Here is a 15,256-nt window from a genome sequence, read left to right on the forward strand (position 1 = left end):
ATGAAAGAAATTCTAAATGAATTATTTAATCATGGCACGCTTTCGCGACAAGCGGCATACGATATCCTTACTGCTATCACAAGTGGTGCTGTAAATGATGCGCAAATTGCTGCCTTCTTAACTGTTTATGGCATGCGCAGCATCACCGTAGAAGAATTAGCAGGCTTTAGAGATGCCATGTTAGAACAAGCAAATCTTATAGACCTTTCAGAATTCAATCCTATAGATTTATGTGGTACTGGTGGTGACGGAAAAGACACTTTTAACATCAGTACTTTAGCGAGTTTTGTAACCGCTGGAGCTGGTGTACCAGTTGCAAAACACGGTAACTATGGAGTCAGTTCTGTAAGTGGTTCTTCTAACGTTATGGAACATCTAGGATTTGTATTTACAAATGATCATGAAGTTTTAAGAAAACAAATAACTGAGGCTAACATCACTTTCTTACATGCACCTTTATTTCATCCTGCGATGAAGGCAGTGGCACCCATAAGAAAGCAATTAGGGGTAAAAACCTTCTTTAATATGTTAGGCCCATTAGTAAATCCAGCCAAACCTAAATTACAAAGTGTAGGCGTTTTTAATTTACAACTAGCTCGTAATTACGAGTATCTTTTTCAATCAGAGACTGATAAAAAATATGCCATATTACATGCGCATGAAGGTTATGATGAAGTAAGCTTGACAGGTAAAGTACGCTTGGCTAGAAATAATGGAGTTAGCGATCTATCGGCTAGTGATTTTGATATGATACCTCTTAAACAATCAGATATTTATGGCGGTGATACCGTAGAAGATGCTGCGTTGATTTTTATGAAAGTACTTGAAAATAAAGCGACCGATGCACAAAAGAATGTAGTTATAGCAAATGCAGCAACCGCAATAGCCGTTGCAAAAAGCATTTCTATTAAAGAAGCAGTAGTTGTAGCTAGAGAATCATTAGAATCCGGAAAAGCCTTAAAAAGCTTTCAGAAACTTATGGAGCTTAAAGTTTAGAACTACAATCCATTCATAATTTAATTTAGAGTTCAATTTTACTTCTCATGGAAGATATTCTTAAGAAAATAACCAATCAAACTGCTCAAGACTTAAAAGTTAGAAAAAATAAAACATCTCTTTCTCAATTAAGAGAGATGCCATTCTATTCTAGACAAGCTTTTTCATTACATAATGGTTTAAAGAATGGCAGCGGTATTATTGCCGAGCATAAAAGACAAAGTCCTAGTAAAGGCTCTTTCAATTGCCCAGCGAGCATACAAGAAGTCGTTAAAGGATACGAAAAAGCTGGTGCGAGCGCAATTAGTTGTTTAACAGACCAGCCTTTTTTCGGTGGAACCCTACAAGATTTACTTGAAACAAGATCAGAAGTTAATATACCTATCCTGCGCAAGGATTTCATGATTGACTTATATCAAATTCATGAAGCCAAAGCCTATGGAGCAGATGCTATCCTACTTATCGCAGCATGTTTGAATAATGAAGAATTAAAAACCATGTCTTTAGAGGCGATGAATTTAGGTCTTGAAATTCTTTTTGAAGTCCATGATCTAGATGAGTTAAACCGTATTAAAGAAGTAACCGCTTCTTTTAATTCCTCAAAATTTATCATAGGCGTAAACAATAGAGATTTAAAGAGGTTTAAAACTGATATTCAAAACAGTAAAGACCTTTTACCGCATTTTCCAGAAGGCGTTCTTGCTATATCAGAAAGCGGTATTTCTAATCCAGAAACAGTTAAAGAACTTAAAGAGCTGGGCTTTCAAGGATTTTTAATAGGTGAAAACTTTATGAAAACGGACTTACCAGGAGCAAGTTGCGAGCAATTTATAAAAGCTATAAAATCATGATGATTAAAGTGTGCGGCATGCGCGACATCCACAATATCAACCAGCTACAAGAATTGGACATCGATTTCATGGGAATTATACGTTACTCAAAGTCTAAGCGGTTTGTAGACAATTCTCAAAAGCAAGAAGTAGCACAACAAACCATGAATAAAGGCACTGTAGGTGTGTATGTGAATGAAACTGTTGACAATATTTTAAAAGACATTATACCATTACAACTAGATGTGGTTCAACTACATGGTGATGAGAATCCCGCTTTCGCGAAAGCGTTACTAGAAATAGACATCAAGATATTTAAAGCATTTCAAATCACCGAAGACTTTAATTTTGATACCTTAAAAGAATGGGAAAAGCTTGCATCGCAATATGTCGGCAAACTTTTTTTCGTATTTGATACTGCTACACCTAATTATGGTGGTAGTGGCAAGAAATTTAACTGGTCTATTCTCGACTCTTATAAGGGAGAAGTTCCGTTTTTATTAAGTGGTGGCATTTCAAAAAATGATGTCACCATGATAAAAGAATTTAAACACAACATGTTTTTAGGCATTGATCTTAATTCAAAATTTGAGACAGAGCCTGGTGTTAAAAACATAGAAGAAATAAAAACATTCATAGAAAAATTAAGAAAATGAGCTATCAAGTAGATGAAAAAGGATTTTATGGAGAATTCGGTGGTGCATTCATTCCAGAATTGCTCTATCCTAACATTGAAGAACTTCAAGAAAACTATCTTGAGATAGAAAAATCTCCAGAGTTTCAAGAAGAGTTTCATCAATTGCTTAAGGATTATGTAGGTCGCCCTACTCCTCTGTTTTTGGCAAAAAGGTTATCAGCAAAATATGGAGCAGAAATCTGGTTGAAACGTGAAGACCTATGTCATACTGGCGCTCATAAAGTAAATAACACCATCGGACAGATTTTACTTGCCGAAAAGCTAGGTAAAAAAAGAATTATTGCAGAGACTGGTGCAGGACAGCATGGTGTTGCAACAGCCACTGTTTGTGCACTAAAAGGACTAGAATGTATCGTTTACATGGGTGAAAAAGATATTGAACGTCAAGCTCCTAATGTAGCACGTATGAAAATGCTAGGTGCTACAGTACGTCCAGCAACTAGTGGTTCTAAAACATTAAAAGATGCTACCAATGAGGCCATGCGCGACTGGATCAATAATCCAGAAGATACTCATTACATTATAGGTTCTGTAGTTGGACCTCATCCTTATCCAGACATGGTAGCAAGATATCAATCTGTGATTTCTGAAGAGATCAAGAAGCAAATGGATGGTTTACCAGATTATGTGATTGCTTGTGTAGGTGGTGGATCTAATGCCATGGGTGCTTTTTATCACTTTTTAGATGATAAAGAAGTAAAATTAATAGGTGTAGAAGCGGCTGGTTTAGGTATAGATACTGATAAGACTGCAGCTACATTAACTCTAGGAACTCCAGGTGTTTTACACGCAAGTCGTTCTATAATGATGCAAGATAAAGATGGACAGGTTGTAGAACCTCATAGTATTTCGGCAGGACTAGATTATCCTGGAATCGGACCAGCACATGCATGGTTAAAAGTGTCAGATCGAGCACAGTATATGGCTGTTACAGATGCTGCTGCATTAGAAGCAGCTGTAGAATGTAGTCGCCTTGAAGGTATTATTCCTGCACTAGAAACAGCACATGCTTTTTCAGTTTTAAAAGATCTGGATCTAAAACCTACAGATCGTGTTGTGATCAATCTATCTGGTCGCGGTGATAAGGACATGAATACATATATGGAGGAATTAAAACTAGTTTAAAATTAAAATAACATAAGGAGCAACGCGAGTCTGATAAGGTTTCCCCATTGGGGGAAATGTCCGCAGGACAATGGGGCTTGTATAAATCAGTCGCAGGTGATAATCTTAAAAGAGATTCCTGCCTGCGCAGGAATGATATGAACAACAAACTCACAGAACTACTTAAAAACAAGCCTCAAAACTTGTTGAATATATTCTTTACCGCTGGATATCCACAACTAGAAGATACCACTACTCTACTCACGGCTTTAGAAAATGCAAAAGTCGATTTAGTAGAAATAGGAATTCCATTCAGTGATCCGCTAGCAGATGGGCCTACTATTCAAGAAAGCAGCAAAATTGCTTTAGAGAATGGAATGTCTATTGAAAAGTTATTTTCTCAATTAAAAAATCATACGCCTAAGGTTCCTGTTTTATTGATGGGATATTTGAATCCTGTGATGCAATATGGATTAGAGAATTTTTGTAAAAAATGTCAAGAAGTAGGCGTTGATGGACTAATAGTTCCAGACTTACCTATGTATGTATATCAAACTGAATTTAAACAGATCTTTGAGAAATATAACATCAGTAATATATTCTTAGTAACACCACAGACTTCAGAAAAACGTATTAGAGAAATCGACGAAAACTCTAACGGTTTTATATATGCAGTTAGCTCGGCTAGTACTACAGGATCTAAAGCAGATTTCTCTGCAGCAGCAGATTACTTAGGTAAACTGAAAGACATGAAATTAAAAACTCCTATTCTAACTGGCTTCAATATTAAAAATGAACAGAATTTTAAAGATGCTTGTAAGTATGTTAATGGTGCGATTATAGGTAGTGAATTTATCAGACAAATAACTGATGTAGATGACATTGCAAATGCAACTGCAAACTTTGTAGCAAGTATTAAACAATAACAGAGGAAAAGACTAAACAAGTAAGTACAGAATTTTAAAATAAAGTTAAATCCTATTAATAAAGTAGGATTAATTTTCAGCATTCAATTTTCAGACTTATGTTTGCACCACAATGAAAGCACAAAACGTACATCATCATCATTTTTTCACTTACCGTCAGGCGAGCTAAAAATGTATTGATGTAACTCAAACATATTTTAAAAACCGTCTGTTTCAGGCGGTTTTTTTTGTTTGTAATTCCCACGAAAGTGGGAATCTCTGACCCAAAAAGCGCATGCAAATGGATTCAGACATAAATAACAACAATGAACAAGGACACAAATTCAAACGAAGTGAATAACAAGAAACAGATACCTGCCTTCGCAGGTATTCGCATAGCTGTACAAAAATCAGGAAGATTATCAGATAAATCTTTGCAACTCTTAAAGGATTGCGGAATCAAATTTGACAATGGTGGTCGTAAATTATCCACTCAAGCAAAAAACTTTCCTATGGAAATTCTTTTCCTAAGAGATGATGATATACCACAATACGTTGCAAATGGCGTTGCAGACCTTGGTATTCTAGGACTTAATGAAGTAGAAGAAAAAGACCAAGAAGTAGACGTGATCAAGCAACTAGGTTTTGCAGGTTGTCGTTTAAGCCTTGCTGTTCAAAAAGATGTTAATTATACAGGACTAGAATGGTTCAATGGTAAAAAGGTAGCTAGTAGTTATACCACTATCGTTAAAAAATTCTTTGCAGATAAAGGTATTAATGCTACTACTGAAGAAATAGGTGGATCTGTAGAGATTGCTCCAGGAATAGGCCTAGCAGAAGGTATTTGTGACATCGTCTCTACCGGTTCAACTCTTATTATGAATGGCCTTAAAGAAGTAGAAACGGTAATGTATAGTGAAGCCGTTTTAATTTCTAATCCCAACTTAAGCGTAGAGAAGAAAGAAATACTTGACAAGCTAACTTTCAGAATCGATGCGGTACAAAATGCACAAAAAAGCAAATACATCTTATTGAATGCACCTAATGATAAGATTGAAGAAATATCTGCCTTGTTACCTGGTATGAAGAGCCCAACCGTTTTACCACTAGCTGAAAATGGTTGGTCCAGCCTACACTCTGTAATCGAAGAAAATGATTTCTGGAATGTCATCGACCAATTAAAAGATGCTGGTGCACAAGGCATTTTAGTGAGTCCAATTGAAAAATTGATCGCATAATGAAAATCATTTCTAATCCAGATTATTCTCAACAACAAGAATTGCTAGAACGTCCTCAACAAGAACGTGCTAATGTAGAAACTGCTGTAAATGATATTATACAGCTAGTTAAGGAAAATGGTGATCAAGCCTTATTTGCTTTTGCAGAAAAATTTGATAAGGCAAAATTAGACACTCTTAGAGTTACAGAAAAAGAGATTGAACAGGCATCTACACTTATTTCTCCTGAATTAAAAGCAGCAATACAAACTGCTTATCAAAACATTTACAAATTCCATGAGGCTTGTTACACTCAAGATTATCCTGTAATAGAAACCATGCCTGGGATGACTTGCTGGAGAAAATCTTTACCTATCCAAAAAGTAGGTCTATATATTCCCGGTGGCTCTGCTCCTCTTTTTTCTACAGTATTAATGCTCGCTATTCCGGCAAAGATTGCTGACAACAAACGTGTCGTTCTTTGTAGTCCTACAGACTCAAATGGAGATATTAATCCAGCGGTATTGTACACGGCAAGTCTTTGTGGAGTTACTGAAATCTACAAGGCTGGAGGCGCTCAAGCTATCGCTGCCATGACTTATGGTACAGAAAGTATTCCTGCCGTAGATAAAATCTTCGGACCTGGAAATGCCTTTGTGACTAGGGCTAAAGAATTAGCACAACAGCAAGGTGTCGCCATTGACATGCCTGCTGGACCGTCAGAAGTTTTAGTTATTGCAGACCAAAAAGCAAACCCAGTATTTGTAGCAGCAGATTTACTCGCACAAGCAGAACATGGTCCAGACTCTCAAGTAATCTTACTCACAGATTCTATTACTCTAGCCGAGGCTGTAAATGAGCAATTAACTATTCAATTAAGCACGCTTTCGCGAAAGCAAACTGCAGAAAAGGCTATTGAAAACAGTAAAACTATTGTTCTAGAAAACATAGCAGAATGTATCAAATGGTCGGATGCATATGCACCAGAACACTTGATCATAAATACAGAAAATGCTGATGAAGTTGCAGAGCAAATTCAAGTTGCTGGATCTATTTTTATAGGTTCATATACTTGCGAGAGTTTAGGTGATTATGCTAGTGGTACTAACCACACCCTACCTACCTATGGATATGCACGTAATTATAGTGGAGTATCTGTAGATAGTTTTGTAAATAAAGTGACCTATCAAAAAGCAACACCACAAGGGTTGAAAAACCTAGGGCCAGCCGTTGAAATAATGGCTACTGCCGAAGGATTAGATGCGCACAAAAATGCGGTGAGTGTACGATTAAATAGCATAAAAGCCAACCCTAAATCCCTTCCAGAGGAAGGGACTTTTAAAGGACGTCAAAAATACTCGTACGAAACTGCTCGCAAATCAATTTACGGTACATTAAAAGAAAGAGCCTCTCAAATGCGTAAAAACCCAACTGAAACTGAAGCGTTGGTTTGGGAAGAATTGAGAAATAAAAAATTAGACATTAAATTTAGAAGACAGCACATCATTGATAAATATATAGTTGATTTTGCATCTGTTGAAAAACGTCTAATCGTAGAGATAGATGGAGACATACATTTAAATCAAATTGAAGAGGACAGATTAAGACAAGATTTTTTAGAATCACAAGGTTTTAAAGTCATAAGGTTTTCAAATGACAATGTACTAAACGACTTAGAATCAGTAATTGAAACAATAAAAAACACGAGCACAGCGAGACCCAATTAGTTTCCCTTTTGGGGAAATGTCCGCAGGACAATGGGGCTTAAACGAAATAAACATGGAATTTAACTTAGAAAACATAGTCCGCAAGAACATCTGGAATTTGAAGCCTTATTCTAGTGCGCGCAGTGAATTTGATTTGTACGGTAGCGATAAAAATGAGCTAACTTTACTAGACGCAAATGAAAATCCTAAAGGCGATTTAAACCGTTATCCAGACCCATTACAGTCTGCGATAAAAGAAGAACTCGCAAAACAAAAGGACATTTCACCAGACCAAATATTTGTAGGTAATGGTAGTGATGAGGCTATTGATTTGCTATATCGCATTTTCTGTGAACCTGGAAAAGACACAGTAATTACTTGTCCACCTACTTATGGAATGTATGAAGTTAGTGCAGCGATTAATGACGTTAGTGTTTTAAAAGTGCCATTGAACAAAGATTTTTCATTAGATCTTGATGAAATTTTAAAAAGTTCCGCTTTCGCGAAAGCAAAACTATTATGGATATGTTCTCCTAATAATCCTACTGGAAACGTATTGCTCAAAGCCGATTTTAAACACGACTGGCAAGCACAAAATTACACTCGTGGCGGGATGATGGATATGCCATTTGCTCCAGAATTTGAAGCAGAAATGCTAGAAAACCAAAGACAATTAGATAAATTGTTCGGTAGTTTTAATGGTATTATCGTGGTAGATGAGGCTTATCAAGATTTTACAGAGAACATGAGTTTTATAAAACGACTAGAAGATTATCCTAATCTTGTGGTGTTACAAACCATGTCTAAGGCTCATGGAATGGCTGGCGCTCGAGTAGGATTTGCCTTTTCTTCTCCAGAAATTATTGAATTATTCAATAGAACAAAGCCACCATATAATGTGAACGAATTGTCTCAAAAAGCAGTTCTAGAGGCTTTACAAGACGAAGAAAAAACAAAAAGTGAAATACAAGAAATTATCAATAACAGAGATTTTCTTGTGGAGCATTTAAACAGTTTTGACTTCATAAAAGAAGTTTATCCTAGTGAGGCAAATTTTGTACTTGCCAAAGTAGATAACGCTACGCAAGTTTATAATTACCTACGTGATAAAGGAATTATTATACGTAATCGCAGCAGTCAGATTGAAGATACCTTACGATTTACCGTTGGGACAATGATGGAATGTAAAGCGGTGATTACAGCGTTAAGAGAAATTAAAGAGATTTAGATTAATTAAAACCGAAGCCGTTCTGCAACGGCTTGACCTATGAAAAAAGTATTATTTATAGATCGCGATGGTACCATCGTAAAAGAGCCACCAGTAGATTATCAACTGGATAGTTATGAAAAGTTGGAATTCTTGCCTATGGCGATTACTCAGCTACATCGCATCGCTCGAGAGCTGGATTATGAACTAGTTATGGTGACTAATCAAGACGGATTAGGAACAGATAGTTTTCCAGAAAACACCTTCTGGCCAGTGCATAACTTAATGATGAATGTTCTAGAAAATGAAGGTATTCACTTCAGCGAGGTTTTAATCGATCGTTCTTTTCCTGAGCAAAATGCACCTACTCGTAAACCACAAACTGGTTTATTGACGCATTATATAAAAGGTAATTACGACCTTGAGAATAGTTTTGTAATAGGTGATCGCAATAGCGATATGCAACTGGCTAAGAATTTAGGCTGTAAAGGAATACAGCTACCTAGTATTACTGACGACTCTACTTTTGAAGATGAACTAGTTGTTCTTAAAACGGATTCTTGGAAAGATATTTTTGAATTTTTAAAAGGACAACCTCGCAAGGTCACGGTAAGTCGTAAAACAAATGAAACCGATATCAACATCGTTTTAAACCTTGATGGATCTGGAAACGGAAAAATAGACACCGGTTTAAAGTTCTACGATCACATGCTAGAGCAGTTACAACGTCACGGCTCATTAGATCTAGATATTAAGGTAAATGGCGATCTAGAAATAGATGAACATCACACTATTGAAGATACGGCGATTGCTTTAGGTGACGCTTTCGCGAAAGCGTTATCCTCAAAAAAAGGAATCAATAGATATGGCTTCTTGCTACCAATGGACGACTCGTTAGCACAAGTAGGAATAGACTTCGGTGGTAGACCATGGATCGTTTGGGAAGCAGATTTTAAACGTGAATATGTGGGCGATATGCCTACAGAATTGTTCTTTCACTTCTTTAAATCATTCAGCGATGCGGCAAAATGCAACCTGAACATGAAAGTAGAAGGCGATAACGAACACCACAAAATAGAAAGTTTATTTAAAGCGTTTGCAAAAGCGATAAAAATGGCGGTAAAACAAACTGGTGATGGTAAATTACCGAGTACAAAAGGAACTTTATGATTGCCATTGTAAAATATAACGCAGGTAATATAGGAAGCGTCACTAACGCGCTCAACAGACTAGGAATAGAAAATAAAGTTACTGACGATCCTGAAGAATTAAAGGCGGCAGACAAAGTTATTTTCCCTGGTGTAGGTGAAGCTGGTACCGCGATGAATTATTTGCGTGAACGTGGACTAGATCAAGTCATAAAAGAATTAAAACAGCCTGTACTAGGAATATGCCTAGGAATGCAACTCATGTGCAGTCACAGTGAAGAAGGTGATACAGAATGTCTAGGGATTTTTGACACTACCGTAAAGAAATTTCCGGCTACTGCAGGAATGAAAGTGCCTCACATGGGATGGAATAGTTTAAATACTGTGGTTGTTAATCAACAATCTTCCATCTTGCAAGGCTTACAACCAGCAGCAGATGTTTATTATGTACACTCGTACTATGCTGAAGTTTGTAAGGATACAGTTGCGGCTTGTGATTATATTTTACCTTTCAGTAGTGTGTTGCAAAAAGACAATTTTTATGCTACGCAATTTCATCCTGAGAAAAGTGCTGGAATAGGTGAGCAGATATTAAAGAACTTTATAGAATTATAGTATGCGTATTATACCAGCAATAGACATTATAGACGGTAAATGTGTGCGTCTATCACAAGGCGATTACAACCAGAAAACGGTTTATAATGAAGACCCACTAGAAGTTGCAAAAGAATTTGAAGCAAATGGAATAAAGCACTTGCATCTGGTTGATCTAGATGGAGCAAAAAGCAGCCACGTCGTGAACTGGAAAGTGCTGGAGCGCATCGCTGGACAGACTGGTTTGCATGTAGATTTTGGCGGTGGTGTGAAAACGGACGAAGATATTAAAGTTGTTTTTGAAAGTGGTGCAAAACAAGTTACCGGTGGTAGTATTGCTGTGAAGGATGCTGCAACCTTTGAAGGTTGGATTTCGACATATGGAACAGATAAGATTATCTTAGGAGCAGATGCTAAGGATGGAATAATCGCCACACATGGCTGGTTAGAAAGTAGCGAGTTAGAAGTGGTAGAATTCATCAAAGAGTGGAATAAAAAAGGAATTGAATATGTAATTTGTACCGATATTGCAAAAGACGGTATGCTTGCTGGAACTAGTAATGAGTTATATGAGCAGATTCTTAAAACGGCACCAGTTAAGTTAATAGCTAGTGGTGGTGTTGCTGTGGTAGAAGATTTATATCGCTTGCGCGAAATGAATTGTGAAGGAGCCATAGTAGGAAAAGCATTTTATGAAGGTAGAATTACATTTAAGCAATTAAGAGAATTTGTATAGTGAACGATTAACATATCAGCTTTTAGAGGCCAGCGATTTAAACGAATTGCATGAATTAAATTTAATACCTGAGGTTGATGAATTCAATACTATGGGAATACCTGACAGTATTCAAGTAACTAAAGATTTACTAGATGCAAAAATCAAAGATCATCAACAAGAAAATATTAGTAAACTCACCTACTCTATTCGTTTAAAAAATGGCAATGATTTTATAGGGATTTGCGGAATATTATTCGGTCAACCTAAATATAAGAAAGCAGAGTTATGGATGAAGTTTAATCCTAAATTCTGGAATCAAGGCTATGCCACAGAAGCGATAACTCGATTATTAAAATCTTGTTTTAAAGAACACCAACTTCATAGAGTTGAGGCTGGATGTGCTGTTGAAAATCATGCTTCAAAGAGAGTACTGGAAAAGTGTGGTTTTATAGTAGAAGGAATCCAGAGAAAGAACTTACCCTTAAAAACAGGATGGAGCGATAACTATGAGTTTGGCTTATTAGTAGAAGAATGGAACAAATAATTCCTGTGAAAACAGGAATCTGGCTAGATAATGAACTGGCTTTTAATGTAAATACAAACCGGTTCCGCTATGCAGCGGAATGACAAATAAACCAGTCGAAGGTGTTGGACTCATAGAGATCTCCGCCTGCGCAGAGAATTATGCTAAAAAAAAGAATAATACCATGCCTTGATATCAAGGATGGACGTACGGTAAAAGGAATCAACTTTGTTGGATTGCGAGATGCTGGTGATCCAGTAGAACTTGCAAAGCAATATGCTGAGCAAGGTGCTGACGAGTTGTGTTTTTTAGACATCACCGCAACGATAGAAAAACGTGACACTTTAGTACCATTAGTGCGTGAAATAGCTGCCGTTTTAAACATACCATTTACAGTAGGTGGCGGAATTAACGACGTAGCTCTTGCCAAAGAAATCATCAAAGCTGGTGCTGATAAAATTGCTATCAATAGCGCTGCCGTAAAAAGACCAGAACTAATTAGTGAACTCGCTGCAGAGTTGGGAAGTCAGTGTGTGGTGGTTGCGGTGGATACCAAGCATTCCCACGAAAATGGGAATCTAGCTGATTCAAAAAACAATCCTAGCGAGTCAACACCATCAGATTTCCGCCTGCGCGGAAATAAAGTCTATGTAGCCGGTGGACGTGTAGAGACAGAACTAGAAACTATTTCTTGGTGTCAAGAAATTGAACGATTAGGTGCTGGAGAAATCTTGTTAACGAGTATGGATCACGATGGCACAAAGAATGGTTTTGCTCTAGAACTTACAGATGCCATATCTAGAAAATTAAGTACTCCTATTATTGCATCTGGTGGTGGTGGAACTAGTGCTCATTTTGAAGAACTATTTAAAGACACAGAAGCAAGTGCTGGACTTGCAGCGAGCATCTTTCACTTTGGAGAATTACCAGTTCCTGAATTGAAAAAACAACTGAATGCGGCTGGAGTTGCAATGAGAATTCCTGCGAACGCAGGAATCTAATTGGTTAGTGACTGGCATGACGATTAAAATTAAATATTTCCGCCTGCGCGGAAAATAAAAGCGAAGCCGTCCTGCGACGGCTTGACATTAAAAATGATTGCGGTGGGGAAATGAAGATTTCCGCCTGCGCGGAAATTATAGATATGAAACTAGACTGGAATAAAGGAGAAAACGGCTTATTACCTGTAATTGTACAAGATGCAACGAGCAAAGAGGTTCTAATGCTAGGCTACATGAATGAAGAAGCTTTTGAAAAAACAAAAGCAGAAAATAGAGTGACTTTTTTCTCACGTAGCAAACAACGTCTTTGGACTAAAGGAGAATCTTCTAATAATTTTCTGGATGTGGTAGCTATAAAAATCGATTGTGATCAAGATACTATTCTTATAAAAGCAAATGCACATGGTCCTACTTGTCATACGGGAACGGTAAGTTGTTTTGATGATGGTGATGAATCTCGCTTTCGCGAAAGCGAGAACAATTTCACTATAAACGATCTTGAAAAAACTATCCACCAGCGTATTGACGATCAAGTAGAAGGCTCTTACACTTACTCTTTGATTCAAAAAGGAATTAATAAAGTTGCTCAAAAGGTAGGTGAAGAAGCTGTTGAAACAGTGATCGATGCGATTAACGGTAAAGAAGAAGATTTTATTTATGAAGCTGGTGATCTTATGTATCACTATCTGGTTTTATTAAAAGCAAAAGGATTATCTCTTGCAGATATTGAGAAAGAGCTCGCTAAAAGACATCAACAGTGATATAAAGAATCATCTTTAATTTTAAAAAACGGTGTTATCTTCTTGATGCATAGCACCGCTTTTTTATGGTTGTAGAAATTCTAAATAAATTCTAATTAACGACCATTTAACCTTATTCTGCTGGCCTCATATTATCTTTAAAAGAAAAAGATATGAGTACTAGACAACCACTTTTAGAACCTATAACGATAGGAGCTGTAGAATTAAAAAATAGAATCGTAATGGCACCTATGACTAGATGTAGAGCCACTAACGAATATCAAGCACCAGATCAAAAACATGTAGATTATTACACACAACGTGCAGGCGCTGGATTAATTATCACAGAAGGTAGCGAGGTTTCAGAAAAAGCGCGAGGTTATCCTTTTGTCGCAGGAATTTTTAACGACGCTCAAGTAGAAGGCTGGAAAAAAGTTGTTGATAGTGTACATGAAGCTGATGGGAAAATTTTCTTGCAATTATGGCATGTAGGACGTACATCATTACCTGATTACCATGATGGACAACTGCCATGGGCGCCAAGTGCTGTTAATCCTAATACAGAATTGCGCAATCAGTACGGTGAAAAAAAGCAAACAGTAGCGCCACACGCCATGTCTGTAGAAGAGATTGAGCAAACTGTAAAAGAATTTGGAGATGCCGCGGCAAATGCTAAGAAAGCTGGATTTGATGGTGTGGAGATACATAGTTCTAACGGTTATTTAATCCATCAATTCTTTAATAATAAATCTAACGTACGCACTGATCAATACGGTGGTAGCAATGAGAATAAGGCACGGTTTTTCTTTGAAGTTCTAGAGGCAGTCGCACAGTCCTTTCCAGAAAACAGAATAGGTTGTCGATTAAATCCATCCTTAAATGGTGTTTTTGGAATTGAAGGAACTCCAGATACCATACCATTTTTTGATTACTTAATAAACCGTCTTAATGAGTATGATCTTGCTTACCTACATCTATCAGAACCGTTTACAGATGTTAGCGATATTGAGTTTTTAGAAAGTGATATTGCAAAACATTACCGTCCTATATACAAGGGTAATTTAATGATCAATAATGAATTTGATCGCGAGTCTGGTAATCAGGTTATAGAAAACGGACATGCAGATCTAGTCGCATATGGGAAATTATTTATCTCAAATCCAGATCTAGCACACAGATTTGAATTAAAAGCAGAAACAGCAGACTGGAATCAAGAAACATTCTATACTCAAGGTCGTGAAGGTTATACAGACTATCCTACTTTAGAAGAAGAAAAAGCTAAGAGCTAATGCCCTTAAGTAATATTTGAGGCAACTCTTTTTTAAGGTCGGCTACTTCGGTAGTCGACTTTTTTGGTATCCATAAATAGATAGATCTTAACGTACTTAATAAGTTAAATAGCATCGTTTCCACACTTATATTTTTAAACTCGCCCGCAGAAATTCCACTTTGTAAAATCTTTTTAAAATCTAGCTCATAAGTCTTACGCAGCAATATATATTCTTGGTAGGCTGCTCCTTCCAGGTGCATCCAGTCGGTATTCAAGACAGCTAATGCATTAGTGTATTCCAATGCTATTTTTATGTGAAGAAGTATGAGTTGTTCCGCTTTCGCAAAAGCGGACTTATCATCCATCTCTACTGCATCCATACCAGCTGTAAACTCATGAGCTACCTCTAGAATGAGTGTCGCCAGTATCTCTTGTTTCCCAGAAATATGATTATACAAACTGGCAGCTTTCATATCCATGGCAGCAGCAAGATCACGCATAGTAACCGCACTATATCCACGTTCTTTAAATAGTTGAGCTGCGGCTTTGAGAATTTGATTTTTGCGAGTCATAAGATGCAAATATAATAGATGAAGGCTA

The 15,256-nt window shown here is 37.0% G+C and carries 16 protein-coding genes; 15 read left to right on the top strand and 1 reads right to left on the bottom strand.

Features of this window, described 5'->3' with window-relative positions; translation table 11 throughout:
• The 15 genes from trpD to BST92_RS02585 all read left to right on the top strand — a co-directional run bounded on the left by trpD (position 1) and on the right by BST92_RS02585 (position 14,675).
• Positions 1 to 996, top strand: a complete 996-nt coding sequence (gene trpD / locus BST92_RS02515; protein ID WP_105070036.1) for an anthranilate phosphoribosyltransferase — start codon at positions 1 to 3, stop codon at positions 994 to 996.
• Positions 997 to 1,043: 47 nt separating this feature from the next.
• The gene (trpC, locus tag BST92_RS02520) at positions 1,044 to 1,847 is read left to right on the top strand and encodes an indole-3-glycerol phosphate synthase TrpC (RefSeq protein ID WP_105070037.1); all 804 of its coding nucleotides are present in this window, start codon (positions 1,044 to 1,046) and stop codon (positions 1,845 to 1,847) included.
• A gap of 17 nt (positions 1,848 to 1,864) precedes the next feature.
• Positions 1,865 to 2,482 (top strand): phosphoribosylanthranilate isomerase, encoded by a 618-nt coding sequence (locus tag BST92_RS02525; protein WP_245910842.1) that lies wholly within the window; start codon positions 1,865 to 1,867, stop codon positions 2,480 to 2,482.
• A complete protein-coding gene (trpB, locus tag BST92_RS02530; RefSeq protein WP_105070039.1) occupies positions 2,479 to 3,648 on the top strand; it encodes a tryptophan synthase subunit beta in 1,170 nt (389 codons plus the stop codon). The genes BST92_RS02525 and trpB overlap by 4 nt, the downstream gene beginning before the upstream one ends.
• Positions 3,649 to 3,785: 137 nt before the next feature.
• Positions 3,786 to 4,553, top strand: a complete 768-nt coding sequence (trpA, locus tag BST92_RS02535; protein ID WP_105070040.1) for a tryptophan synthase subunit alpha — start codon at positions 3,786 to 3,788, stop codon at positions 4,551 to 4,553.
• Positions 4,554 to 4,858: 305 nt separating this feature from the next.
• Positions 4,859 to 5,770 (top strand): ATP phosphoribosyltransferase, encoded by a 912-nt coding sequence (gene hisG, locus BST92_RS02540; RefSeq protein ID WP_245910845.1) that lies wholly within the window; start codon positions 4,859 to 4,861, stop codon positions 5,768 to 5,770.
• Positions 5,770 to 7,476, top strand: coding sequence for a histidinol dehydrogenase (gene hisD / locus BST92_RS02545; RefSeq protein ID WP_105070041.1), 1,707 nt, complete (start codon positions 5,770 to 5,772; stop codon positions 7,474 to 7,476). Before hisG ends, hisD begins: the two co-directional genes overlap by 1 nt.
• 52 nt (positions 7,477 to 7,528) lie before the next feature.
• Entirely contained in the window at positions 7,529 to 8,683 is a 1,155-nt protein-coding gene (locus tag BST92_RS02550) for a pyridoxal phosphate-dependent aminotransferase (RefSeq protein WP_105072182.1), read from the top strand.
• A 39-nt stretch (positions 8,684 to 8,722) separates the two neighbouring features.
• The gene (gene hisB / locus BST92_RS02555) at positions 8,723 to 9,832 is read left to right on the top strand and encodes a bifunctional histidinol-phosphatase/imidazoleglycerol-phosphate dehydratase HisB (RefSeq protein ID WP_105070042.1); all 1,110 of its coding nucleotides are present in this window, start codon (positions 8,723 to 8,725) and stop codon (positions 9,830 to 9,832) included.
• The gene (gene hisH, locus BST92_RS02560; protein WP_105070043.1) at positions 9,829 to 10,425 is read left to right on the top strand and encodes an imidazole glycerol phosphate synthase subunit HisH; all 597 of its coding nucleotides are present in this window, start codon (positions 9,829 to 9,831) and stop codon (positions 10,423 to 10,425) included. The genes hisB and hisH overlap by 4 nt, the downstream gene beginning before the upstream one ends.
• 1 nt (position 10,426) lies before the next feature.
• Positions 10,427 to 11,140 carry a 1-(5-phosphoribosyl)-5-[(5-phosphoribosylamino)methylideneamino]imidazole-4-carboxamide isomerase gene (gene hisA / locus BST92_RS02565; RefSeq protein WP_105070044.1) on the top strand — a complete coding sequence of 238 codons (714 nt, stop codon included), beginning with the start codon at positions 10,427 to 10,429 and terminating at the stop codon, positions 11,138 to 11,140.
• Complete coding sequence (locus BST92_RS02570; protein ID WP_105070045.1) at positions 11,133 to 11,666, top strand: GNAT family N-acetyltransferase; 534 nt, start codon at positions 11,133 to 11,135, stop codon at positions 11,664 to 11,666. Before hisA ends, BST92_RS02570 begins: the two co-directional genes overlap by 8 nt.
• Positions 11,667 to 11,806: 140 nt before the next feature.
• On the top strand, positions 11,807 to 12,646 hold the full coding sequence (hisF, locus tag BST92_RS02575) for an imidazole glycerol phosphate synthase subunit HisF (RefSeq protein ID WP_105070046.1): 840 nt from the start codon (positions 11,807 to 11,809) through the stop codon (positions 12,644 to 12,646).
• 110 nt (positions 12,647 to 12,756) lie between these two features.
• Complete coding sequence (hisIE, locus tag BST92_RS02580) at positions 12,757 to 13,407, top strand: bifunctional phosphoribosyl-AMP cyclohydrolase/phosphoribosyl-ATP diphosphatase HisIE (protein ID WP_281256969.1); 651 nt, start codon at positions 12,757 to 12,759, stop codon at positions 13,405 to 13,407.
• Positions 13,408 to 13,559: 152 nt separating this feature from the next.
• Positions 13,560 to 14,675 carry an alkene reductase gene (locus BST92_RS02585; RefSeq protein WP_105070047.1) on the top strand — a complete coding sequence of 372 codons (1,116 nt, stop codon included), beginning with the start codon at positions 13,560 to 13,562 and terminating at the stop codon, positions 14,673 to 14,675.
• On the opposite strand, the gene BST92_RS02590 is transcribed toward BST92_RS02585, so the two are convergent.
• Complete coding sequence (locus tag BST92_RS02590) at positions 14,665 to 15,228, bottom strand: TetR/AcrR family transcriptional regulator (protein WP_105070048.1); 564 nt, start codon at positions 15,226 to 15,228, stop codon at positions 14,665 to 14,667. The two genes, BST92_RS02585 and BST92_RS02590, sit on opposite strands and share 11 nt — an antisense overlap.
• Positions 15,229 to 15,256 lie beyond the last annotated feature (28 nt).

The sequence above is a fragment of the Nonlabens arenilitoris genome (assembly GCF_002954765.1).
Lineage (GTDB): Bacteria > Bacteroidota > Bacteroidia > Flavobacteriales > Flavobacteriaceae > Nonlabens > Nonlabens arenilitoris.

What these genes read in the sequence shown, in the direction of transcription:
- trpC (WP_105070037.1), top strand. Translation starts at nt 1,044, where the DNA reads ATGGAAGATATTCTTAAGAAAATAACCAATCAAACTGCTCAAGACTTA.
- BST92_RS02525 (WP_245910842.1), top strand. Translation starts at nt 1,865, where the DNA reads ATGCGCGACATCCACAATATCAACCAGCTACAAGAATTGGACATCGAT.
- trpB (WP_105070039.1), top strand. Translation starts at nt 2,479, where the DNA reads ATGAGCTATCAAGTAGATGAAAAAGGATTTTATGGAGAATTCGGTGGT.
- BST92_RS02590 (WP_105070048.1), bottom strand. Translation starts at nt 15,228, where the DNA reads ATGACTCGCAAAAATCAAATTCTCAAAGCCGCAGCTCAACTATTTAAA.
- hisIE (WP_281256969.1), top strand. Translation starts at nt 12,757, where the DNA reads ATGAAGATTTCCGCCTGCGCGGAAATTATAGATATGAAACTAGACTGG.
- BST92_RS02585 (WP_105070047.1), top strand. Translation starts at nt 13,560, where the DNA reads ATGAGTACTAGACAACCACTTTTAGAACCTATAACGATAGGAGCTGTA.
- trpA (WP_105070040.1), top strand. Translation starts at nt 3,786, where the DNA reads ATGAACAACAAACTCACAGAACTACTTAAAAACAAGCCTCAAAACTTG.
- hisG (WP_245910845.1), top strand. Translation starts at nt 4,859, where the DNA reads ATGAACAAGGACACAAATTCAAACGAAGTGAATAACAAGAAACAGATA.
- BST92_RS02550 (WP_105072182.1), top strand. Translation starts at nt 7,529, where the DNA reads ATGGAATTTAACTTAGAAAACATAGTCCGCAAGAACATCTGGAATTTG.
- hisA (WP_105070044.1), top strand. Translation starts at nt 10,427, where the DNA reads ATGCGTATTATACCAGCAATAGACATTATAGACGGTAAATGTGTGCGT.
- hisF (WP_105070046.1), top strand. Translation starts at nt 11,807, where the DNA reads ATGCTAAAAAAAAGAATAATACCATGCCTTGATATCAAGGATGGACGT.
- trpD (WP_105070036.1), top strand. Translation starts at nt 1, where the DNA reads ATGAAAGAAATTCTAAATGAATTATTTAATCATGGCACGCTTTCGCGA.
- hisD (WP_105070041.1), top strand. Translation starts at nt 5,770, where the DNA reads ATGAAAATCATTTCTAATCCAGATTATTCTCAACAACAAGAATTGCTA.
- hisH (WP_105070043.1), top strand. Translation starts at nt 9,829, where the DNA reads ATGATTGCCATTGTAAAATATAACGCAGGTAATATAGGAAGCGTCACT.
- hisB (WP_105070042.1), top strand. Translation starts at nt 8,723, where the DNA reads ATGAAAAAAGTATTATTTATAGATCGCGATGGTACCATCGTAAAAGAG.